Raw genomic sequence first — 23,059 nt, 5'->3', positions numbered from 1 at the left:
TATCAGTCGATCGCGCGCATCGTATTGCAGATGAAGGTTGTAGGTGCCTCCTCTTGCAACATCGTAGATGTCACTGGGATTTCCATTTTCATCGAAGCGAGTGTCCAGATTGAGCACTCCGCTATCAATACTACGCGCAGGAAGCTGCCGGGCATTCTGCGTCATCTGGTGCAGGACGTTGTTTCCGTAGGCGAAAGACTTCAATGCACCATTTGGGAAATAGCTGATACCTGAGGCATAGGTGTGACCATCACTGCTGCCGACCACCAGTTTCGGTTGACCCAAAGCATTCGGGCTATACGTAATGATGTTGCCGGTAGGATAGCCCTGAGAGGCTAGATTTCCGTTGGCGTCATACCCGTAGCTCAGCAACCACTGGTACAAACCCGGCTGCTGCACGGCCTCGGAAACCAGCAGCCTTCTCTTGTTATAGAGATAGTAATTCACTACCCGCCCTTCCCCGTCCCCGTCATTGTCTGTCGTTATCTGACTTGGCAAACCGTCAGGCGCGTAGATAAACGTTTGATTTCCCCTATGGTTTGGCGTCGACAAGGAAACTACACGATTGCGCGAATTGTATGTCCGACGAACCACGCGACCGCTTGCTGCCTGCGGATAGGCTACCGCCCCAACCGCCGCGCAGCCGCCACCCGATACGCCCTGAGCCTTGCATGCAGCATCGGGTCACCCGCAAACCCTATCCCCGCCGGTAGCAGCGCCGGGTCGAAGGCTACTTTGCGCTGGCTGGTCTGGTGCGGGAGCAGCCGCTCCAGCCAGATGTGACCCAGCGCGAACGATGGCGCGTCGGGATCCCAGCCGCGACTGATGTCGGCCGGATCCTCGCCTTCGGGTACCGGGGTGAACAGCAGGGCGAACATCACGCTGCCTTTCGACAGCTCGCCACGCAGGCGCTTGTCCAGGTAATCGGGACCATCCGGTGGTGCACGGGCGACATAAGGCTTGGTCGCGCGCACGCTGAGGCGGCCGATGCGGGCATGTCCGTCCGGGGCGATCAGCCGGTAAGCGTGCAGCATGTGGTAATCCAAGGCGCTGAAGCTGCTGGTCACTGCCCCTGCGCGCATTTCCTCAAAGTGCGCCACCGCCGGGCAGCCCGCCATCTGTGCGGCCAGCATCGCGGGCAAGCGCTCACGCTGGTTCAACGCATTCAAGAAGACGAGAAACGCCTCGGGGTCACTGGCCGGGAAGCCTTCAAGCGAATGGCCGACCAGCACCATCGCCGCCTTGTTGCCGATCCGCAGCGCCAGTCCGCGCGGTTCGCCCGCGGGGCTGCGCTGGTCGATATGCGGATTGGCCCCGGAACTTGAGAAGCGCGCCAGCACACGCAGATCTTCGCCGCCGAATACCGCTGCCATGCAGAACTGTGGTGCCGTTGCAGTGGCGCGGAAGTGACCTTCCACCAGCAGGCCGCGCGCATGATTCACCCGGCCGCCAGCCGCAACTTTCGCCCCGGCCTGCAAGGCAGCAAACAACGCCTGCGACATGTCTGTCACCATCGCCGTGTCCTCCCACCGCACCACCGTGGCAGCAAACAGCAGCTCGCGAAGATGCGGCGCTGGTCAGCGCTCGCCCAAGCCTGGGCGCAGCGCGATGTGTTTGTATTCCAGAAAATCCTCCAAGGCGGCCAATCCATTGAGCCGCCCGAGCCCTGACTGCTTGAAACCGCCCTCCTCCGTGCCGTCAAACACCCGCGCCCAGTCGTTGATCCAGACCGAGCCCGCATCAAGCGCTTCAGCCACGCGCAGCGCGCGATCAACATCACGCGTCCACACACTGGCCGCCAACCCATACTCGCTGTCGTTGGCCAGGCGAATCGCCTGCGCCTCATCGCTGAAACGTTGAATGGTGAGCACCGGGCCGAAGGTTTCCTGCTGGATGATGGCCAATGCGTTGTCGAACACTTCCAGCAAGGCCGGACGGAAGAACGCGCCCTTGCGCAGCGGGCCGCTGGTAATGGGCCCACCGCGTTCAACCACCACCGCACCATAACTGATTGCTTCCTCCACCACCGCTTCCACCCGCTGCACATTGGCGCGGTCGATCAATGGCCCCATGTCGCTGCTCGGGTCGGCCGCAGGCCCAACCTTGACCATGCGCAGGCGTGCACCCATGCCGTCACGCACCACGTCGTAGATGCGGTCATGCACCAGCAGCCGTGAGCCGGTCATGCAGAACTGGCCACTGAATACCGTCAGTGCTTTCTCGATCACCGGCAGCGCCTGCGCCAGATCGGCATCCTCGAACAGGATCATCGGTGTCTTGCCACCCAGCTCCATGCCGAAACGCTTGAGGTGTTTCGCGCCGCTGCTGCTGATGGCACGGCCGGTGCGGGTGGAACCGGTGAAGCTGACCACCGGCACCTGCGGTGCATCCACCAGGTAGCTGGAACCTTCCGGGCCACTCTCGAAGAACAGATTGATTACGCCGCGCGGCAATGACTCGGCCTCGGCCATGATCCTGGCCATGGTGCTGGCGGTCTGCGCCACCTGCGCCGGCAACTTGATCACCACAGTGCAGCCCGCAGCCAGTGCCGGCGCCAGCGATCGGATGGTCAGCACCACCGGCGAGTTCCAGGGAGCGATCACCGCCGCCACACCCATTGGCTGGCGCAGGACCATCGACAGCCGCCCCGGTTTGGGCCGCAGGGCACGGCCAGCTTCCAGCATCGCCGTCGCTGCCGAATAGCGCAGCTTGCTCGGCACCATGTCCAGTTCGAACGCGGCCTCGGCAGCGATCTTGCCATTCTCCAACGACAGGATCTCCGCCAACCGGGAGCGATTGCGCTCAAACGCCTGCGCCAGCTGCTCCAGCACCCGCGCACGCAGCTCATGGTCATGAGCCCACATCGTCTGCTGGAACGCCTGCGCTGCGGCAGACACCGCCGCCATCGCTGCCGCGCGGCCGTTGTCCGGGTAGCTGCCGATCACCTCGTAGGTGGCCGGATTGATCGAGTCCTTGAGCACCCCATCAAAACGCGGAATACCATTGATCCAGTTGGCAGCTCGGCGCAGTTGCTCTGGGGACCTGGTTGCACTGCTCATGTGACCTCCGCACATTGATTACTCATGACTGGTCGAGCGCTGCTTGTGACGCAGCCAATAGCGACGCACTGCAGATAGCAGCGTCTCCACCAATGGCGTACTGATATTGACCACGATCGGTACGATGACCAGCGTCGACCCCAGCACCCGCAGCGGCAACGGCCACTGCCTGAAGCACGGACCGAGCACACTCACCACCGTCAGCACGGTCGGATACACCGCCAGCCAGACCAGCGCGGTACGCTTCAAACGCGGTGCGAGTTCGGTGCGCCACATCAGCCATCCGCATCCCGCATCCATTGGCTGATGCGCTCAGCCAGCATGATCACCGTTGGATTGGTTGCCACGCAGGGCACATCCGGGAACGCCGAGGCGTCGGCAACGCGCAGGCCGTCAATGCCGCGCACACGCCCTTGGTAGTCGAGTACCGCATGTACATCGTTGGCACCGCCCATCGGCGCGGTGGAGGTCGGATGGTGGTAGATATCCAGCGCCATCGGCAATGCCGCTTCCAGCGCTTCGTATGAGCTCGACAGCGCGCCCGGCACCATTTCCTCGGCAATCATCGACGCCAGTGGTCCCTGCCGGGCAATACGCCGGATCAGCTCGATGCCCTCCACCATCAACTGCCGATCCTGCGCGTCGGCCAGCAGGTTGAGCGCGATGATCGGCGCTGCATCGGCAGCACGCGAGCGCAGCGTCACCCTACCCCGCGAACTCGGCCGGGTCAGCGCCAAGGCCAGCATGAAGATGGCACCAGTTGGCGATGCCTGCGGATCACCGTAATGTACTGCCGATACGTGGAAGTCCCCGACATTGGCAGCCGCCTTGGATGACCGCGCCCACAGGATCGCGCCCACGGGTGGCACCGGCAGACCGAGCCGGTCCGGGCGCGCCGCCCAGGTTGTGTAGAAGAACGGGTGCTCCTGCAGGCGTTGACCGACTGGAAGATTGGCAACCACATCAATGTCCAGTTCCAGTAGATCATTGGCGGGACCAATACCCGAGCGCAGCAGCACCGCTGCGGTGCCATAGGTGCCCGCACTCAGGACGATGCTGTCGGCTTCAATGCGCTGACCATCAGCCAACACCACCGCCGCTGCGCGGCGACCATCAAACGCTACCCGGTCCACAAGGGCCTGGCTGCGGATGCACAGATTGGGGCGCATCCGTACATCCAGGGATAGATAGGTCATGCCGGTATTGAGCCGCTGCCCCATCCGGTTGTTCATCGGGTAAGGGCCAACACCGAACGGTTGCTCGCCGTTGAAGTCGGTCACCCTGGCAAACCCGGCCTGCACGGCGGAGGCCACGAAGGCGCGTTGCATGTCCGAGACTTCGTCATCCTGCAGGTAGTGGATAGGCCAGGGTCCACCTCGTCCATGCATGGCATCGTCACCGTGCACGGTGCGCTCGCTGCGCTGGAAGAACGGCAATACCTCCTGTGCAGTCCAATGCTCAAGACCGGCAGCGGTCCAACGCTCGAAGTCACCAGCGGGTGCGCGCATCGCCACACCCGCATTGACCGCAGAACAACCACCAAGCACCTTGCCGCGTGGCACCGGCATCGTCGCGCCATAGATGTTGGGTTCGGCCGAGTAGCCCCAGTCGTGTGCGGAATCGCCACCGATGATGTGCTGCAACCGCACCGCATCAGGATAGGCATCCGGCGCATAAGCCTGCCCAGCTTCGATCAACAGCACGCGCCGGAATGGATCCTCGCTGAGCCGGCTCGCCATCACCGCGCCGGCCGAGCCACCGCCGACAATGACCACGTCGTAGTACGAATGGCCCGAAACCGCCACTGCATGCGCACTGTCACCCTGCACCTGCATGCCTGTACCCGCGTATTTTTGCCGAGTAACCATGGCGAACACCTCCTCGCAACCCATCCTTCCTGCCACCGCCCGTCACCTGCGAACGTTGATGCAAGCACTGCTGGCACCGGGACCACGGTGGCCATCCTCGACCCCAGCCGGCGCAGGCGGAATCCCTGCACACGTCATGACACTCAGGAAAAAATGTCCTCAGTCCTCTCATCGCTGGAATCATTGAATGGCTTGATCGCGTTCGCATCTGCCGTGCAGACGGGTGGCTTCTCGGCCGCAGGCCGGCAATTGGGCCTATCCGCTTCGGCAGTGGGAAAGGCAGTGGAACGCCTCGAGTTCCGCCTGGGCACGCGCCTGCTGAACCGCACTACCCGTTCGCTGGCCCTTACCGACGAAGGCGAGGTGCTGTACCACTACGTCGACAAGGTATTGAAGGACCTACAGGAGGCAGAGCGCGAGTTGAACACGCGCCAAGGCACGCCACGCGGGCGCCTGCGGATCACCGCCACTCCCGTTCTGGGCCGCAGGTTCCTGGTGCCCGCATTGCACGACTTCCACGCACTCTATCCGGAGGTCAAGGTTGCGCTCAGTTTCGATCTTCCTCGACCCGATATCATCGAGGAAGGTTTTGATCTGGCGTTGTGGGCCGGCGAGCTCGAAGATTCCAGCCTGCAGGCGCGGCGCGTGGGATCGTATACACTGATCACCTGCGCCTCGCCGGGCTATCTTGCCGAGAACGGCACGCCAACCTCGATCGCCGAGCTGGGCAGCCACTGCTGCCTTCACTACCGCCACCGCGGCAATCAGCGGCTGGAACCTTGGCGGTTCCAGAACCACACCATCTCCAAGCCTCCGATCCCCGCCCCGGACTGCCACCTCAACGATGCCGGCGCGTTGGTAGAAGCAGCCGTGGCCGGACTCTGCATCGTGCAACTACCGGACTTTGTGGTGCGCGAGGACATCGCCACTGGCCGACTTCAGGAAGTGCTCCAAAGCAACGCTGTCGCGCCGCTCGGCGTCTTCCTCGTATGGCCACCGATGTCCGCACAGGCACTGCGCGTGCGCGTCTTCATCGAGTTCATCTCGAAGCGTGCAGGCAACCTGTTCAACATCACCAGCACCGCAGCGTCGGGCCAGCCCTGAACGAGTGAAGCCGACCCTACGGCCGGCTTCATCAGCTGCGATACCAGGCGAAAACTCAGTCCACCAAGCGCAGGCGCAGCTCCTTGGGCAACGCAAACACCATGGTCTCGGGCTCGCCGCCGGTTTCGCGGACGCTGCCAGCGCCGAGCTCGCGCAGCCGTGCAATCACACCATCCACCAGCACCTGCGGTGCCGATGCGCCAGCGGTCAGGCCGATGTGCTGCTTGCCAACCACCCACTGCGGATCGATCTCGTCCGCCCCATCGATCAGGTAGGACTCCACGCCCTCACGACGTGCAAGTTCGCTGAGCCGATTGGAGTTGGAGCTGTTCGGCGAACCGACCACCAGCACCAGATCACACTGCGTGGCCAGGTCACGCACCGCATCCTGGCGGTTCTGCGTGGCATAACAGATGTCGTCGTTCTTCGGCCCCTGCACCATCGGGAAATGCTTGCGCAGTGCTTCGATCACCGCACGGGTGTCATCCACCGACAAGGTGGTCTGGGTGGTGAATGCGAAGTTTTCCGGCTGCGAGACCTGCAGCGCTTCCACGTCTTCCACGCTCTCGACCAGGTAGATTTTGCCCTTGCCGTTCTCGCGGTTCCACTGGCCCATCGTGCCTTCCACTTCGGGATGACCTTCGTGGCCAATCAGCACCACATCGCGGCCAGCACGGCAGTGGCGTGCAACTTCGAGATGCACCTTGGTCACCAGCGGACAGGTGGCGTCAAATACCTTCAGGCCGCGGCGATCGGCTTCGATACGCACCGCCTGCGATACACCATGCGCACTGAAGATGACGGTATTGCCGTCCGGCACTTCGTCGAGCTCTTCAACGAAGATGGCGCCGCGTGCCTTCAGGTCATCGACCACGAAACGGTTGTGCACCACTTCGTGGCGCACATAGATCGGCGCGCCCAGGGTTTCGATGGCGCGTTTGACGATCTCGATGGCGCGGTCTACACCGGCACAGAAACCACGGGGATTGGCGAGCAATACGTCCATCTTCAACGACTCCGACCGCTGACGGTCGCTAATGCGGGAACAGATGCCGGCATCATCCGGCTTTTTTCTCGGCCTTGCCATCAAGCAGACCCATCAAGGCGATGCCGATGGCGCCGCCCACGATCGCCGCATCGGCGATGTTGAACGACGGCCAGTAGTGGTCACCGATATACCACTGGATGAAATCAACCACATGACCATGAATCTGGCGGTCGATGACGTTGCCGATGGCACCGCCGATCACCAGCGCATACGGCAGCGCACTACGCCAGTTGGCGCGCGGCGTGCGCGACAGCCAGAACGCCATCAGGCCACTGATCGCGATGGCCAGAAACGTGAAGAACCACAGCTGCCAGCCACCAGCATCACTGAGGAAGCTGAATGCCGCGCCGGTGTTATAGGTGCGGTACCAGTTCCAGAAACCGTCGATCACCGGCACCGGGGTGAACTCTGGCAGGCTGGACAGCACCCAGGCCTTGCTCCACTGGTCCAGGCCGATCACGGCCACGGACACCAGCAGGTAGATCAACGCATTGGGTTTAACAGCCTTTGCTTGCATGTAATACGCCTGTAGTTGACTGCGATGAAACGGATGGAGCGCTGCTCGCTACCCCACCCGCTCCGCGTGACGGATGGCTTAGAACCAGCGGCGGTTCTCGCCAGCGCCGTCGATATTGCTGACGCAACGGCCGCACAGCTCCGGATGCGCCTCGACCGAGCCGACATCGGCGCGGTAATGCCAGCAACGCACGCACTTGGCCTTGTCGGTCGGCTGCGCACTGACAAACACCTCGTCGGTGGTGGCCGGACGCACGCTGACATCGCCACTGATGAACAGGAAGCGCAGCTCCTCGGCCAGCGGTTGCCAGCGTGCAGCCTGCTCTTCGTTGGCAGCAACGGTGATCTCCGCCTCCAGCGCGGCACCGATGGCGCCATTGGCACGCATCGGCTCCAGCACCTTGGAGACCTGCTCACGCAGTGCCAGCAGCTGGTCGAAATCGGCAGCGGTCAACTGTGCATCGGCCGGCAACGGCGCCAGGCCGTCATACCAGGTGGAGAACAACACGTTGTCGACGCGCTTGCCCGGCAGGTAGCCCCACAGCTCTTCGGCGGTGAAGGTCAGGATCGGCGCAACCCAACGCACGAACGCTTCGGCGATATGGAACATCGCACTCTGCGCCGAACGACGGCCGCGCGAATCTTCCTGCATCGTGTACAGGCGGTCCTTGGTCACGTCCAGGTACAGCGAGCCCAGATCGACGCTGCAGAAGTTCAGCAGTAGCTGCACGATCTCGGCCATGTTGTAGCTGGCGTAGGCGACCTTGATCTTCTCCTGCAGCTCGAACGCGCGATGCACGATCCAGCGGTCCAGGGCGACCATGTCCGGCAATGCAACCAGGTGCTGGGCCGGATCGAAGCCATCCAGGTTCCCAAGCAGGAAGCGCGCGGTGTTGCGCAGGCGACGGTAGGCGTCGGCGTTGCGCTTGAGGATTTCCTGCGACAGCGACATCTCGTTGCTGTAATCGGCAGAAGCAATCCACAGACGCAGGATGTCAGCACCCAGCGTGCGCATGATTTCCTGCGGCTCGATGCCGTTGCCCAACGACTTGGACATCTTGCGGCCGTGCTCGTCCACTGTGAAACCGTGGGTCAGACACTGCTTGTACGGCGCGTGCTTGTCGATAGCCACGCCAGTCAGCAGCGAGGACTGGAACCAGCCGCGGTGCTGGTCGGAGCCTTCCAGGTACAGGTCGGCCGGCTTGCCATAGCCACGTGCCAGCAGCACGCCTTCATGGGTCACGCCGGAGTCGAACCAGACATCGAGGATGTCGGTGACCTTTTCGTACTGGGCGGCTTCATCGCCAAGCAGTTCGGTGGCGTCCAGCGAATACCAGACGTCGATGCCGCCCTGCTCCACGCGGTCGGCCACCTGCTGCATCAACTCGACGCTGCGCGGGTGCGGCTCGCCGGTTTCGCGGTGGGTGAACAAGGCAATCGGCACACCCCAGGTGCGCTGGCGGCTGATGCACCAGTCAGGGCGGCCGTCGACCATGCTGCTGATACGCGCCTTGCCCCAGCTCGGGAACCAGCCCACGTTGTCGATGGCAGCCATCGCATCATTGCGCAGGTTAGCCTTGTCCATCGAGATGAACCACTGCGGGGTGGCGCGGAACACCACCGGTGTCTTGTGGCGCCAGCAATGCGGGTAGCTGTGCTGGATCTCGAAGAACGCCAGCAACGCGCCGCTCTCGCGCAGCACATCGACGATCAGCGGCTGTGCCTTCCACAGGTGCTGGCCAGCCAGCTCAACCGTGCCAGCCGGCGGCGTCGACGACAGGTAGACGCCACGGCCATCGACCGGATTGATCTGGCCGGCGTTGTACTTGTCCATCAAGCCGTACTGCTGGCTGACCGCGAAGTCTTCCTGGCCGTGGCCAGGCGCGGTGTGCACTGCACCGGTACCGTCCGCATCGGATACGTGCTCGCCATTGAGCAGCGGGATGTCACGGTTGGCATAGAACGGGTGAGCCAGCAGCTGGTTCTCCAGCGCCGAACCCTTGGCGTGACCATGCACGACCACCTCGGCCACGCCGTAGCGGCCCAGCGAGCGCTCGGCCAGGGCAGAAGCCAGCACCAACCAGCGCGGCTGGCCGTTGTGGGCCGGGCCTTCAACCAGCACGTATTCGATATCCGCACCCAGCGACACCGCCAGCGATGCCGGCAACGTCCACGGCGTGGTGGTCCAGATCGGCACCGCCACTTCCACACCGGCCGGCAGCTCGACACCGAAGCTGGCAGCCAGCGTCTTGGAGTCGCGCGCGGCGTAGGCCACATCGATGGCCGGCGAGGTCTTGTCCTGGTATTCGATTTCCGCTTCAGCCAGCGCCGAGCCGCAGTCGAAGCACCAGTGCACCGGCTTGGCACCACGCACCAGGTGGCCATTGGCGACGATCTTGGCCAGCGCACGGATTTCATTGGCCTCGAAGTCGAAGCTCAGCGTCTTGTACGGGTTCTCCCAATCGCCGATCACACCCAGGCGTTTGAAATCAGCGCGCTGCAGGTTGATCTGCTCTTCGGCGTACTCACGGCACTTCTGGCGGAACTGTTCGGCATCAAGCTTGACGCCGACCTTGCCCCACTTCTTCTCGACCGCGATTTCGATCGGCAGGCCATGGCAATCCCAGCCCGGCACGTAGGGCGCATCGAAGCCGTCGATGTAACGCGACTTGACGATGATGTCCTTGAGGATCTTGTTGACCGCGTGGCCCAGGTGGATCTGGCCGTTGGCATACGGCGGGCCGTCGTGCAGCACGAACAGCGGGCGACCCTTCGCGTTGTCGCGAAGCTGCGCGTAAATACCCTGCTCTTCCCAACGTGCCAGGATGCCCGGCTCACGCTTGGGCAGGTCGCCGCGCATCGGGAATTCCGTTGCCGGCAGATGGAGGGTGGCTTTGTAATCCTGGCTCACGCGGTAGCTCGCAATCTGTGTTCGTTGAGGATGCGACGCGCCTGTTCTGCGTCGCGGTGCATCTGCTCGGTCAATGCCGGCAGACCGTTGAACTTCTCTTCATCCCGCAGCTTGGCCACGAACTCAACTTCGATGTGACGGCCGTACAGGTCGCCATTGAAGTCGAACAGATGTGCCTCAAGCAGCGGCTCCACACCTTCAACCGTGGGGCGCGTGCCAAAGCTCGACACCGACGGCCATGGCTGCTCGAACACGCCGTGCACCCACGTAGCGTAGATACCAGAAAGTGCGGGTGTTTTCGGGAAACGCAAGTTGGCGGTGGGGAAGCCCAGGGTGCGGCCGAGCTGGCGCCCGCGCACGACCCGGCCGCCGATCGCATACGGACGACCCAGCAATTCGCCGGCATGGGCGAACTCGCCGGCCACGATCAGCTCGCGGATGCGGGTGCTGGAAATGCGCTCGCCGTTCAGGTGCACCGGCTCGATCTCGCCGGCGACAAAGCCCAGCTCGGCGCCCATCGCCTGCAACAGCGCGATATCGCCGCCGCGGCGGTTGCCGAAATGGAACTTGGGACCGATCCAGACTTCACGCGCACCCAGCCGGCGCACCAGCATGTCGCGGACGAAGTCCTCGGCGGTGATCGCCGCCATCTTGGCGTCAAAGCGCAGCAGGCCGACGCTGTCGACCCCCAGCTCACGCAGGGTGGCGACCTTGTCACGCGCCAGCATCAGCCGCGGCGGCGGGTTGTCCTTGGCAAAGAACTCGCGCGGCAGCGGCTCGAAGCCCAAGGCTACGGCCGGCACACCCAAGGCGCGGGCACGGGCAACCGCGTGGCGCACCAGCGCCCGATGGCCCAGGTGCAGGCCATCGAAGGCACCAATGCAGACCACGCTTCCCTGCGGGAACAACACCCCGCCTTCGACGTCTCTAAAAAGCCTGCTCATTCCATCCGGATCCGGCCCATACGGGCCGGTTCTGTCGTGTGTAGCCCTGAAGTATAACGGGCAGCTCAGTGGCCGCGCAGGTCGCGCGGACGGAAGCCCATCGCAACCATTGCCAGCAGATAACTCGCACCGCCGGCGCCCACCAGCAGCGCCAGGGCACTGGCACGCTGCCACTTATCCATCGGCGTGAACGCCGGCAGCCAGTGCAGCAGGCCCAGCAGCACCGCCACCATCACCGCACAGGCCAACGCCAGACGCAGCAGATAGCCCCCCCAGCCCGGCCGGCGCTGATAGACGCCCGTCTTGCCCAGCCAATGCCAAAGCAGGATCAGGTTCAGGTAGCTGGACAACGCACTGGCAATACCCAGCGCCAGATGCAGGCCCGGCTGCTTGCCCAGCGCCACCATCACGCCCTGCGCCTTCAGCTCCGGCGGCACCATGAGGTGGAAAACCACTGCCAGCAGGATGAAGTTGAAGACCATGTTAGCGACCAGCGCGACCAGACCGGCACGCACCGGGGTCTTGGTGTCCTGACGCGAGTAGAACGCGGGCAGCACCACTTTCAGCAAGGCGAATGCCGGCAGACCGAAGCTCAGGCCGTAGACCGCCAGTGCGGTCATCTGGGTATCGAATTCGGTGAACTTCTTGTACTGGAACAGCGTGGCGATCAGCGGTTCGGCCAACAGCAGCAGTGCCAGCATCGCCGGCACTGCGATCAGCAAGGTCATGCGCAGGCCCCAATCCAGCGCATTGGAGAAGCCCTCGCCGTCGGTTTTGACGTGATGACGGGCCAACGCTGGCAGGATCACCGTCCCCAAAGCCACCCCAAACACGCCAAGCGGCAGCTCCAGGAAGCGATCAGCCAACGACAGCCAGGACTGCGAGCCGTCAGTCAGATGCGCGGCGATCACGGTGTCCAGCAACAGGTTGATCTGCGCCACCGAAGAGCCGAACAGGGTCGGCACCATCAAGGTCAGCACCTTGCGCACATCCGGGTGGTTCCAGCCCCAACGCGGCAGGGTCAGCAGATTGATGCCCTTCAGCCCGGGCAACTGGAACAACAGCTGCAGCACACCTGCCGCCAGCACCGCCCAGCCCAATGCCAGAATCTGTTTCTCCGGCGTGCCGCCCAGCCGCGGCGCCAACCACAGCGCGCCGGCGATCATGCACAGGTTGAGGATCACCGGCGTCAGCGCCGGCATGGCAAATCGCTGGAAACTATTGAGCGCACCGCCAGCCAAGGCGGTCAGTGAGACAAACAGCAGGAACGGGAAGGTCAGCCGGAACAGGTCGATCAGCAAGCCCTGCTTGGCCGGATCCGTCGCACCACTGCTGAACAGGAAGGCCAGCTGCGGCGTGAAGATCAGCGCCAATGCGGTGACCACCAGCAGCGCGCCACCCAAGGTACCCGACACCCGCGACATCAGCTCGCGCAGGTCGGTATGCGGACGGGTTTCCTTGACCTCGGTGAAGACCGGCACGAACGCCGTGGCGAAGGAGCCTTCGGCGAACAGGCGACGCAGGAAATTGGGCACACGGAACGCCACCCAGAAGGCGTCGGTGACCGCGTTACTACCGAAGGTGGTAGTGATAACCTGATCACGAACCAGGCCAAGAACCCGGGAAATCATCGTCATGCTGCTGAACGACAGCAGCCCCCGCAACATGCGCGGTGAACTCACCCACGGCCCCCTTGACAACTTGACTTGACGTTCAATCGGACAGCCATCATACTTGCATGCTTGCTGTTCCCACCACACCGATTTTCAGGAAACCACCACTGTGGCCAATATCAAGTCCGCCAAGAAGCGCGCCAAGCAGACCGTTGTGCGCAACGCGCGCAACACGGCTCAGCGTTCGATGCTGCGCACCGCCGTCAAGAAGGTGATCAAGGCTCTGGATGCCAACGACGCCGCTGGCGCCGAGGCAGCCTTTGCCGTCGCCCAGCCAATCCTCGACCGTTTCAGCGCCCGTGGCCTGATTCACAAGAACAAGGCTGCGCGTCATAAGAGCCGTCTGACCGCTCGCATCAAGGCCATCAAGGCTGCCTGATCCGTGCGATCACCAGGAGTCGCAAGACTCCCGGCATGAAAAACCCGACCTTGTGTCGGGTTTTTTGTTGGGCGATTTTCAGGGGAAGTGAGGCAGACCCCCTCCCGCAGGGCTTTGGCTTTGGCTTTGGCTTTGGGCCGGCCAAGAAAAACCTGAACAATTCCCTTCTCCCGCTTGCGGGGAGAAGGCGCCCGGAGGGCGGATGAGGGAGCCTTTGACCTGGGTTTGGCTTTTCAAGCAAAAGCTTGCCCTCACCCCAACCCCTCTCCCGCAGGCGGGAGAGGGGCTTTAAGCACAAGCACCAGCACCAGCCACTGCCAAAACCAAAACCAAAGCCAAAGCCAAAGCCACAGCCACAGCCACAGCCACAGCCACAGCCAAAGCCAAAGCCAAAGCCAAAGCCAAAGCATAAGAGCCAGGAGCCAGGAGCAGAGCGATTCCCGCCTTCGCGGGAATGACGGCATCGGAGCAAAAAGCCAGAGCCAAAGCCAAAGCGAGCGCTAATTCCAGATGCCTGATCAGGCCATCCCTGCACCCACGGTCGCCCGAACCGGGATCCCCGTCGGATCAAACTCCTCCAGGCAGAACACATTCACCCCGTAGTAGTCCGGGGTGACCCGCTTGCGGTGGAACGGATAGATACCGCAGGTGCCGCAGAAATAGTGGTGCGCGGTCATCGTGTGAAACTGATACTCCACCAGTGCCTCCTGCCCGGACAGCAGCTCGAACGCAGACTCATGCACCTTCACCATCAAGGCGTTCTTGCGCCGGCAGATCGAGCAGTCGCAGGTGGTCAGCTCCGGGAAGTCGGTTTCAATGCGGAAGCTGACAGCGCCGCAATGGCAGCTGCCCCGGTAAGTCTGCAGGGGACGGTGGGACACGCGGATCTCCAGAAAGAAGGCGAGCGACAAGGCAAGGCTTGGATCATACTCAGCCCATCATCGGACGGGTGGGGAGAGGGTGATGCGCGCATTCCTGAAAGGCTTGCTGGCGGTGGTGCTGGGCTTGATCGCCGGCAGCGCGGTGAACATGGGGCTGATCCTGCTCGGCGGGCATCTGGTGCCACCACCTGCCGGTACGGACACCAGTACGACTGAAGGCCTGCAAGCCGCAATGCCCTTGTTCGAGGCCCGTCACTTCCTGTTCCCCTTCCTCGCCCATGCATTGGGCACCTTTGCGGGTGCGTTGCTGGCAACCTGGATTGTTGGCCGAGTCAGTAAAGTGCCGGCACTGCTGATCGGCTTGCTGTTCCTGGCGGGTGGTGTGGCGAGCTGTTTCATGCTGCCGGCACCACGCTGGTTCGAGGTGCTGGACGTACTGCTGGCCTACCTGCCATTTGCCTGGTTGGGTTATCAGAGCGCAAAAAAGCCAGCCCGGGATGTGGGAGCGGCGTAAGCCGCGAAGCTGATGAACCAACTGCAACCGCTTCATTTGCGATTGCAGTTGTTGACCTGCCTGTCCCGGTACGAGCTTCACGGCTTACGCCGTTCCCACAACCCCCACCGGCTGCGGCAGCGCCTGCCCGAAACACAGCACGTTGCCAGCAGGATCGGTGACGCTGAAATCGCGCATGCCATAGGGCCGGTCACCAATGGCAACGGTGATGGCAACGCCGGCAGCCAGCAGCTGCGCGTGATAGTCGTCTATGCCGTCGATGTGCAGGTACAACCTGCTGATTCCACCGGGTCTGGCATCGCTACGGGTGACCAGGGTCAGCTCCACCTCGTCGCGGCAGACAGAGGCCATTTCAGCGGGTTCACCCCATTCCCATGCCAGCGAGAAGCCAAGCTTGTCGCGATAGAACGCCAGGACTGCGGACAGGTCTTCGACACCGAGAAATGGCGACACCGAATGGAAGTGCGTGGTTGTCATGGCAAGTGTCCGTTTGGGGCTTGGGTTCAGGAGCCTGGCGGAATCAGTCCGGCATTCGCACTGTGTTTGGCATTGCTTACGGTTTGTTGTTGCATCGCCGATGATGTGTTGACGCTGCGGTGACCGCAGGATCAGACCGTGAATGTTTTCGCGTAGCTGTCGCGATCGATATCCAAGATCTCGACACTGATCTGCAGCTCCAGTCCACTGGCGGTAATGAGTGATCCAAGTGCTTCCAGCAGTACGTTGGCAACATCGCGTTTGATCTCGCTGCTGCGACCACTGAGTATCGCAAGGCGCGCAGCCACAAAGCCACGCGGGCTGTCGGTGGTGCCGATCGCGACGCAATCAAACGCCAGCGCACGCGATTTGATGTCGGCTTCCTCGAACTGGCCGGTGCCGAGCAGAGCATGGTTGAGGGTGCGCAGCACCGCCGGGGTAATGGCGGTGGCGAGGTTGCTGCTGTATTCGATGGTCAGATGGGGCATGGCGAATTCGTTGTCAGGGCTGCGCGGATGGCAGCAGCGCGTTGATCCGCTGGATCATCGCATCCGGGTAGTGGATTTGGGTGGGTGTATCGGCGAGCGGTGCAGCGGCATCGGCATCGCGCAGGTCGGCGTCCAGGCCACTTTTGGGTAGATAGATCGGTGCCGCCACCGAGAAGCCGCGCTCAGGCAGGCGGCCATGGACGGCACGATAAAGCTCGATGGCATCAAGCAGGGTCAGCGCCGGGCCCGGGTGCATGCCGTCGGCGTCATACCACTGCAGGTCGGGGGCTGCGGCCGAGGCGCTACGCAGGGCTTCGGAGATTGCCACATAAGGAATGCCGGCCTGTCCGGCGGCGGCTGCTTCCTTGGCAATCAGGCGGGTAGATGCCGCCGGGTGTGCCTGGTAGCTGCCCAGCAGCAGGACGCGCGCGCCGGCGTCGCTGCCGGCCTTTGCCAGTGCCCTGATCGCCGCCTGCGATCTTGTACAGGCGGCTTCGTCGGGCCAGCACAGCAGGGCGCCGCCTTGTTCCTGCAGAACCAACAGTTGCGGGCGATGCTCGGCCAGTGCACGTTGAACCGAGCCATCTGCAAGCCGTTCGTCGAGTAGCGCGCCGCCCTTGACGATCATCTGGCTCTGCAGCGGATGGCCATTGGCGGCACTCAGCGCAGCGTAGGTCGCTGGCAGGTTGCCCACGTAGATGAGGCTGTTGCCAACGAACAACGCCTTTGTCGGCTGCGCCGAAGGTTGCGCAGCGCACGCGGTGAAGGCGAACAACAGCATCAGCAGTGAGATCCATCTGCGCATTCCGAATTCCTTGTCTTGATCGGCTATTGGCGAGTCTCTGACCGCATCACCAATCAATGGTTCCGCGGATTACCGTCTGCACCTGCCCACCGGACCAGACATCGCCGTGCTCGTCGATGCGCAGTTCCAGCAGGGCATCGTGACCGACTTCGCGGCCCTGGCTGGCGGTGTAGCGCTTGTCCACGCCGGGCAGGGCATCGCGCTCGTCCAGCCAAGCGGCCAGCACCGCATTGGCGGCACCGGAAGCAGCATCCTCGAAACGACGGCCATTGCCTACGAAGGCGCGGACCACCAGTTGGTAGTTGTCGCCAGCAGCGCGTGCATAGGCGAACACGCCCATCGCGCCGGTGGATTCAGCGAGCGTGGCGATCGTGTCCCAATCGGGATTGAGTGCGCGAAGTGCGCGCTCATCAGCGACTTCAACAACCCACCAACGGCGACCGCCATCCATCAAGGCCGGTGGCAGCTTGCCCAGCGACCAGCCGGTGATGGCCGGCTGCAGGCGTGGATCGTCAGCAGTGACGATCTCGGCCACCGAGGCGCGCGGGGTGCGGATGGCGATGGTGCGGATGCCGTCGTGTTCGCTGATCTGCAAGGGCAACTGGCCAGCGATGCCGTCCTGAACCAGTTGTCCGTCGATGGCTGCCGCCACTCCGCTTTCAAGCACGGCATGCGCGCTGCCGACGCTGGGATGGCCGGCGAACGGCACCTCCTTCTGCGGGGCGAACATGCGGATGCCGTAGCTGGTGCCGGGCTTGGTCGGAGCGAAGATGAAGGTGGTTTCGGGCAGGCGGGTCCAGCGGGCGATGGCCTGCATGGCAGCATCGTCCAGGCCATCGGCATCGAGTACCACGGCCAGTGGATTGCCGGTGCCGGGGCGCGGGGCGAAGACGTCGAGTTGCAGGAAGCGGCGGGTGGTCATGGGAGAGTCCGAGTGCTGTGAGGCTGTTCTGTTGCTGTTGCTGTTGCTGTTGCTGTTGCTGTTGCTGCTGCAGTTGCAGTTGCAGTTGCAGTTGCTGTTGCCTTGGCTTTGGCTTTGGCTTTGGCTTTGGCCGTGGCCGTGGCCGTGGCTGTTGCCTTGGTTTGGGCCGTTGCAGTTGGCTTTTGCCTTAGCCCCTCTCCCGCTTGCGGGAGAGGGGTTGGGGTGAGGGGAGGCGGACGAAGTCCGCTTGCTTGGTGCTTTTGGGTTGTTGCTGTCTGCAAAGGCGAAATCAAAGGCATGCGTGCTTCGCACGCTTCCCCTCATCCGCCCCTTCGGGGCACCTCGCTCCGCGCCCCGGCCCTGCGTAGCACGCAGGGCGTACGAACAGTCACGAGCCTTTGGCTCGTGAACGCCTGTTCTTAACCCCGTAAACGGGAGAAGGGAAAAGCGGGCACCGCGTGCACCCTCACCACTCAATCTGCCCAGCAATAACCTGTTGCACTTCACCACCAATCCAGATGTTGGAGTCCGCATCCACTTCCACCCGTACCTCGCCATTGCGGCCGAGCTCACGGCCCTGGCTGGCCAGGTACTGCTGGAAGGGTTTGATCCGGCCCTGGGCCAACAGCTGGGCGGCAACCAGTGCGTTGGCGCTGCCGGTTACCGGGTCTTCGTTGACACCGACACCGGGCGCAAAGGCGCGCACCACATACTGGTAGCCCACATCCGGTCGGTCAGCCGGCGCATACACCGCCAGCTTGCCGCGGCCCGGCATGGCAGCAATCGCCGCCAGCTCCGGCTTGTAGCGACGCAGGGCGGCCTCGCTGCCGGCCTCCAGCAGCCACCAGTCCGGGCCGTTGTTCCAGAGTTCGGGGCTGTGGCCGGGCTTGGCCAGCGCCGCCAGGCCTTCGGGCGCGGTATCGAGGACGAGATCACGGCGTTCCGCCTGCGGGCTGCGCACATGGATCTGGCGGAACCAACGACCGCCCTGTACCCGTACTGGCAGCAGACCGGCTTTGCATTGCTGGATCAGCTGGCCGTTGTCGTCGGGTGTGGCCAGGCCGAGTTCCACCGCGGCCCAGGCGGCACCGACGCTGGGATGGCCAGCGAAGGGCAGCTCACCCTTCGGGGTGAAAATGCGGATGTGGTAGCTGGCGCCTTCATCGGGCGGCAGGAAGAAAATGGTCTCGGACAGGTTCAGCCAGGCGGCGATGGCCTGCAGGGCGGCATCATCCAGGCCTTCGCTGTCGACGATGACACCCAGCGGGTTGCCGGTGCCCGGGCGGGCGGCGAACACGTCCAACTGCAGATAACGGCGAACAGACATTGCGGATCGGTTCCAGACGACGGCTGGGCAGCTTACCAGTGCACCTGTCCTGCGATAACCGGCTGGACCTGGCCGCCGATCCAGACCGTGCCCTGCGTGTCGATTGATAGCTGGACGCGACCATCGCGCCCCACTTCCCGGCCCTGGCTGGCCACGTAATTGCCATCAGCATTGGGTAGTTGCCCGTGTTGCTGCAGCCATGCGGCAATCAGCGCATTGGCACTGCCTGTGACGGGGTCCTCGGGCACGCTCGCCGAATCTGCGGGACAGAACACACGTACCACCAGTGCGTGGTCTGGGCTGCTCTCGGCAGCGAACACCGCAACGCCGGTCGCGCCGGTGGCATTGCTCCAGTCGGCGATTGCAGGCATGTCCGGAACGAGTGCACGGACGCTGTCGGCGTCACGCGCCGGCAGCAGCCACCAGCCAGGTCCGTTGTCCCAGAGTTCGGGGGCATATCCCGGCGCGAGCAAGGCCTGCAGCTGTTCCGGCACGACGCCCGGCGCGGTCTGCCGCTGCCGGGCAGGTGGGCTGGCCAACAGGATGGTCGGGGCATCACGCGGGCCGCTTGCCTGCACGGGTAGCAGGCCGGCAGCGCATTGCTGCAGCAGCTGGCCGTCACGCGGCGTCGCCAGGCCCGAGGTGACCGCCGCCCAGGCCGCGCCGACGCTGGGGTGGCCGGCAAAGGGCAGTTCGCTGCTGGGGGTGAAGATGCGGATGCGGTAGCTGGCGCCATCATCCGGCGGCAGGAAGAAGACCGTCTCGGAGAGGTTCAGCCAGGCGGCGATGGCCTGCATGGCGGCGGTATCCAGGCCATCGCTGTCGAGGATGACACCTAGTGGGTTGCCGCTGCCGGGGCGGGCGGCGAAGACGTCCAGTTGCAGGTAACGGCGTTGGCGCATGGGTTTTCGGGTCGGGGGGCTGTGCCCAGCTTAGGAAGGTTGGGAAAAAGCGCCAGAGGCGGCAAGGCTTTCAGGGCCATTCCTCAAAATAATGAACCGTCATCCCGCGTAGGCGGGAATTGCTTTGGCTTCTGGTTCAGGCGGGGCCGAGGTAGAGGTTGGCCCCAAAAAATAGTGAATTGTCATTCCCGCGTAGGCGGGAATCGCTCCGGGTTTTGCCCTTTGCTGGGTGCGAGAGCCAGAGCCAGAGCCAGAGCCAGAGCCAGAGCCAGAGCTAGAGCTAGAGCTAGAGCTAGAGCGATTCCCGCCTGCGCGGGAATGACGGCGTTTAGAAGCGTAGGCAACGGCCACAGCCAAATCCAAATCCAAATCCAAAGCCTCCAGTCCGGCCCCCTTTCACCCAAAGATGACCCGAATCGTTGCAAATGCTACTTTCTCCGCCCCGGGAAGGGAGGCGGGGCGGTGATGGTATCGCCGGTAACTCAGCCGTCCCGGCACAGCGGCCTTGGCATAGAATCGGTAGTTCCGCCCGCATTGCCGGGTCTTTCTCCCACTAGTGAATCCACAAAGCCAATGTCTGCTTCCCCAATCGCTGATCGCTGGATCGTCCTCAAGTTCGGTGGCACCTCGGTGTCGCGTCGTCATCGCTGGAACACGATCGGTCAGTTGGCGAAAAAACGTGCGGACGAGACCGGTGGCAGGGTACTGGTGGTGGTGTCGGCCTTGTCGGGCGTCACCAACGAGTTGACCGCGATTGCCGACGGCGCCGCTGACAGCCGCGAGCGCGTGGCCGCGCTGGTCACCCGCCACAATGAATTCCTCGCCGAGCTGGAGCTGGGCAGCGAAGTGCTGGCTGAACGCCTGGCCGCGCTGCAGGCGCTGCTGGACGACCCGCGCGCGGCCAGCCGTCCGCTGGACTGGCAGGCCGAAGTGCTGGGCCAGGGCGAGCTGCTGTCCTCCAGCGTCGGTGCCGCCTACCTGCGCAGCAACGGCCTGGACTTCGGCTGGATGGACGCCCGTGAGTGGCTGGATGCACTGCCGCCCGCACCCAACCAGACCGAGTGGTCGCAGCGTCTGTCGGTGAACTGCCAGTGGCAGGGCGGCGGCGATTTCAAGCAGCGCTTCTCGGCGCAGCCGACCCGCATGCTGATCAGCCAGGGCTTCATCGCCCGCCACGGCGACGGAGGCACCGCCATCCTCGGCCGCGGCGGCTCGGACACCTCGGCCGCCTATTTCGGTGCGCTGCTCGGTGCCAGCCGCGTTGAAATCTGGACCGACGTGCCGGGCATGTTCAGCGCCAATCCGAAGGACGTACCGGATGCGCGTTTGCTGACCCGCCTGGACTATTACGAGGCGCAGGAAATCGCCACCACCGGCGCCAAGGTGCTGCACCCGCGCTCGATCAAGCCCTGCCGCGATGCCGGCGTGCCGATGGCCATCCTCGATACCGAGCGCCCGCATATGCCGGGTACCAGCATCGACGGTACCGCCGAGCCAGTGCCGGGCGTGAAGGCAATCAGCCGTCGCAACGGCATCGTGCTGATTTCGATGGAAGGCATCGGCATGTGGCAGCAGGTCGGCTTCCTGGCCGACGTATTCAACCTGTTCAAGAAGCACGGCCTGTCGGTGGACCTGATCGGTTCGGCCGAGACCAACGTCACTGTGTCGCTGGACCCGTCCGAAAACCTGGTCAACACCGATGTGCTGGCGGCGTTGTCGGCCGACCTGTCGCAGATCTGCAAGGTCAAGGTGATCGTGCCGTGCGCGGCGATCACCCTGGTTGGTCGCGGCATGCGCTCGCTGCTGTACAAGCTCTCCGACGTGTGGGCCACGTTCGGCAAGGAGCGCGTGCACATGATCTCGCAGTCCTCCAATGACTTGAACCTGACCTTCGTGATCGACGAGGCCGATGCGGATGGCTTGTTGCCAATCCTGCACGCCGAGCTGATCGACAGCGGCGCCATGCCGGTTTACGAGGAACAGGTATTCGGCCCGCGCTGGCGCGAAATCATCGGCAGCATCCGCCCGCGGCAGACGCCGTGGTGGCAGGCGCCGGCCAAGCAGAAGAAGCTGCTGGAGCTGGCTGCGCAGGGCACGCCGGCCTATATCTATGACCTGGACAAGGTGCGTGAGCGCGCCCGTCAGTTGAAGGCGATTCCGGCGATCGATCGTCGTTTCTACGCCATCAAGGCCAACTCGCACCCAGAGATCCTGCGCACCCTCGCAGCCGAAGGTTTCGGCCTGGAATGCGTGTCGCAGGGCGAGGTGGAACTGGTGTTCGCCTCGGTGCCGGGTATCACCCCGGAGCGCGTGCTGTTCACACCAAGCTTCGCGCCGATCAATGAGTACCAGGCGGTGCTGGCGCTGGGCGTCAACGTCACCGTCGACAACGTCGAGCTGCTGAAGCATTGGCCGGAAGTGTTCCGTGGCCGTTCGCTGTGGCTGCGCATCGACCTGGGCCACGGCGATGGTCACCACAAGAAGGTGAACACCGGCGGCAAGGACTCCAAGTTTGGTCTGTCCGCGCAGCGCGTCGATGAGTTCATCGCCGCCGCCCGCGCGCTGGATATCCGCATCACCGGCGTGCATGCGCACCTGGGCAGCGGCATCGAGAACAGTGGCCACTGGAAGCAGATGGTCGATGAAATGGCCGGCTTCGCGCGCCGTATCGGCAGCGTCGAAATCCTCGATATCGGCGGCGGTCTGCCGGTGCCGTACAGCGATGATGACGAGCCCTTCGATCTGGACGCCTGGGCCGCTGGCCTGGCCGACATCAAGGCGGTGCACCCGGCCTTCCAGCTGGCAATCGAGCCTGGCCGCTTCATGGTGGCCGAGTCCGGCGTGCTGCTGACCCATGCTTCGCAGGTAGTGGAGAAGGATGGCGTGCGCCGCGTTGGCCTGGATGCCGGCATGAACGCCCTGCTGCGCCCGGCGCTGTACGACGCCTGGCACGACATCGCCAACCTGTCGCGGCTGGATGCCGAGCGCGATGTTGATTTCAGCGTGGTCGGCCCGATCTGCGAATCCAGCGATGTGTTTGCCGAGCGGGTGAAGCTGCCGGCGGCGACCGCACCGGGCGATGTGATGGTCATCGCCGATGCTGGCGCCTATGGTTTCAGCATGGCCAGTACCTATAACCAACGCGCCTTGCCGCGCGAGGACGTCATTGATGAAGTGCAATGACGTCTGTTTGCTGCGAAAACCTTTGTCGTCCGTTGCGCGCTGACGCGCAACGGCAAGT

General features: G+C 63.5%; 20 protein-coding genes and 1 pseudogene. 4 read left to right on the top strand and 17 right to left on the bottom strand.

The features are described from left to right. The 5 genes and pseudogenes from AC1VWL_RS03270 to AC1VWL_RS03250 form a co-directional block, all read right to left on the bottom strand. Positions 1-447 (bottom strand): annotated as a pseudogene (locus AC1VWL_RS03270) (hypothetical protein); the annotation flags it as partial. 173 nt (positions 448-620) lie between these two features. Then, complete coding sequence (locus AC1VWL_RS03265; RefSeq protein ID WP_482985742.1) at positions 621-1,502, bottom strand: catalase; 882 nt, start codon at positions 1,500-1,502, stop codon at positions 621-623. Between the two features lie 75 nt (positions 1,503-1,577). Next, positions 1,578-3,059 carry an aldehyde dehydrogenase family protein gene (locus AC1VWL_RS03260; RefSeq protein WP_482985738.1) on the bottom strand — a complete coding sequence of 494 codons (1,482 nt, stop codon included), beginning with the start codon at positions 3,057-3,059 and terminating at the stop codon, positions 1,578-1,580. 18 nt (positions 3,060-3,077) lie between these two features. Further along, positions 3,078-3,335 carry a putative antibiotic biosynthesis monooxygenase gene (locus AC1VWL_RS03255; protein ID WP_482985737.1) on the bottom strand — a complete coding sequence of 86 codons (258 nt, stop codon included), beginning with the start codon at positions 3,333-3,335 and terminating at the stop codon, positions 3,078-3,080. After that, positions 3,335-4,927 carry a GMC family oxidoreductase gene (locus AC1VWL_RS03250; protein WP_482985736.1) on the bottom strand — a complete coding sequence of 531 codons (1,593 nt, stop codon included), beginning with the start codon at positions 4,925-4,927 and terminating at the stop codon, positions 3,335-3,337. The genes AC1VWL_RS03255 and AC1VWL_RS03250 overlap by 1 nt, the downstream gene beginning before the upstream one ends. A gap of 153 nt (positions 4,928-5,080) precedes the next feature. Between AC1VWL_RS03250 and AC1VWL_RS03245 the strand changes: the two genes are divergently transcribed. Further along, positions 5,081-6,031: a LysR family transcriptional regulator gene (locus AC1VWL_RS03245; protein WP_482985735.1), complete on the top strand. Its 951-nt coding sequence runs from the start codon at positions 5,081-5,083 to the stop codon at positions 6,029-6,031. A 55-nt stretch (positions 6,032-6,086) separates the two neighbouring features. On the opposite strand, the gene ispH is transcribed toward AC1VWL_RS03245, so the two are convergent. The 5 genes from ispH to murJ all read right to left on the bottom strand — a co-directional run bounded on the left by ispH (position 6,087) and on the right by murJ (position 13,117). Beyond that, positions 6,087-7,037, bottom strand: coding sequence for a 4-hydroxy-3-methylbut-2-enyl diphosphate reductase (ispH, locus tag AC1VWL_RS03240; protein WP_482985734.1), 951 nt, complete (start codon positions 7,035-7,037; stop codon positions 6,087-6,089). A gap of 52 nt (positions 7,038-7,089) precedes the next feature. After that, positions 7,090-7,596: a signal peptidase II gene (gene lspA / locus AC1VWL_RS03235; RefSeq protein ID WP_482985733.1), complete on the bottom strand. Its 507-nt coding sequence runs from the start codon at positions 7,594-7,596 to the stop codon at positions 7,090-7,092. Between the two features lie 78 nt (positions 7,597-7,674). Next, on the bottom strand, positions 7,675-10,506 hold the full coding sequence (gene ileS, locus AC1VWL_RS03230; protein WP_482985732.1) for an isoleucine--tRNA ligase: 2,832 nt from the start codon (positions 10,504-10,506) through the stop codon (positions 7,675-7,677). Next, positions 10,503-11,450, bottom strand: coding sequence for a bifunctional riboflavin kinase/FAD synthetase (locus AC1VWL_RS03225; RefSeq protein ID WP_482985731.1), 948 nt, complete (start codon positions 11,448-11,450; stop codon positions 10,503-10,505). The genes ileS and AC1VWL_RS03225 overlap by 4 nt, the downstream gene beginning before the upstream one ends. 65 nt (positions 11,451-11,515) lie before the next feature. Continuing rightward, entirely contained in the window at positions 11,516-13,117 is a 1,602-nt protein-coding gene (murJ, locus tag AC1VWL_RS03220) for a murein biosynthesis integral membrane protein MurJ (RefSeq protein ID WP_481533612.1), read from the bottom strand. 115 nt (positions 13,118-13,232) lie between these two features. Between murJ and rpsT the strand changes: the two genes are divergently transcribed. Continuing rightward, a complete protein-coding gene (gene rpsT, locus AC1VWL_RS03215; protein ID WP_057629708.1) occupies positions 13,233-13,502 on the top strand; it encodes a 30S ribosomal protein S20 in 270 nt (89 codons plus the stop codon). Positions 13,503-14,020: 518 nt separating this feature from the next. Here the strand turns inward: rpsT and AC1VWL_RS03210 are convergent. Then, complete coding sequence (locus AC1VWL_RS03210; RefSeq protein WP_482985730.1) at positions 14,021-14,383, bottom strand: GFA family protein; 363 nt, start codon at positions 14,381-14,383, stop codon at positions 14,021-14,023. A gap of 82 nt (positions 14,384-14,465) precedes the next feature. Here AC1VWL_RS03210 and AC1VWL_RS03205 point away from each other — a divergent pair, with 82 nt between their 5' ends. Then, positions 14,466-14,897, top strand: coding sequence for a hypothetical protein (locus AC1VWL_RS03205; protein ID WP_482985729.1), 432 nt, complete (start codon positions 14,466-14,468; stop codon positions 14,895-14,897). An 84-nt stretch (positions 14,898-14,981) separates the two neighbouring features. Here the strand turns inward: AC1VWL_RS03205 and AC1VWL_RS03200 are convergent, their stop codons facing one another. The 6 genes from AC1VWL_RS03200 to AC1VWL_RS03175 all read right to left on the bottom strand — a co-directional run bounded on the left by AC1VWL_RS03200 (position 14,982) and on the right by AC1VWL_RS03175 (position 19,818). Next, entirely contained in the window at positions 14,982-15,374 is a 393-nt protein-coding gene (locus tag AC1VWL_RS03200) for a bleomycin resistance protein (protein WP_482985728.1), read from the bottom strand. A gap of 131 nt (positions 15,375-15,505) precedes the next feature. Then, positions 15,506-15,862 (bottom strand): 5-carboxymethyl-2-hydroxymuconate Delta-isomerase, encoded by a 357-nt coding sequence (locus tag AC1VWL_RS03195; RefSeq protein ID WP_482985727.1) that lies wholly within the window; start codon positions 15,860-15,862, stop codon positions 15,506-15,508. 13 nt (positions 15,863-15,875) lie between these two features. Then, entirely contained in the window at positions 15,876-16,667 is a 792-nt protein-coding gene (locus AC1VWL_RS03190) for a hypothetical protein (protein WP_482985726.1), read from the bottom strand. 46 nt (positions 16,668-16,713) lie between these two features. Then, positions 16,714-17,589 carry a PhzF family phenazine biosynthesis protein gene (locus AC1VWL_RS03185; RefSeq protein WP_482985725.1) on the bottom strand — a complete coding sequence of 292 codons (876 nt, stop codon included), beginning with the start codon at positions 17,587-17,589 and terminating at the stop codon, positions 16,714-16,716. Positions 17,590-18,055: 466 nt separating this feature from the next. After that, a complete protein-coding gene (locus AC1VWL_RS03180) occupies positions 18,056-18,916 on the bottom strand; it encodes a PhzF family phenazine biosynthesis protein (protein WP_482985724.1) in 861 nt (286 codons plus the stop codon). A 32-nt stretch (positions 18,917-18,948) separates the two neighbouring features. Next, on the bottom strand, positions 18,949-19,818 hold the full coding sequence (locus AC1VWL_RS03175) for a PhzF family phenazine biosynthesis protein (RefSeq protein ID WP_482985723.1): 870 nt from the start codon (positions 19,816-19,818) through the stop codon (positions 18,949-18,951). Positions 19,819-20,391: 573 nt separating this feature from the next. On the opposite strand from AC1VWL_RS03175, the gene AC1VWL_RS03170 reads away from it, so the two are divergent. Beyond that, on the top strand, positions 20,392-23,001 hold the full coding sequence (locus AC1VWL_RS03170; RefSeq protein WP_482985722.1) for a bifunctional aspartate kinase/diaminopimelate decarboxylase: 2,610 nt from the start codon (positions 20,392-20,394) through the stop codon (positions 22,999-23,001). The last annotated feature ends 58 nt before the right edge of the window (positions 23,002-23,059 follow it).

The sequence above is a fragment of the Stenotrophomonas sp. STEN063 genome (genome assembly GCF_056854515.1).
This window is presented reverse-complemented; position numbering and strand designations above follow the sequence as displayed.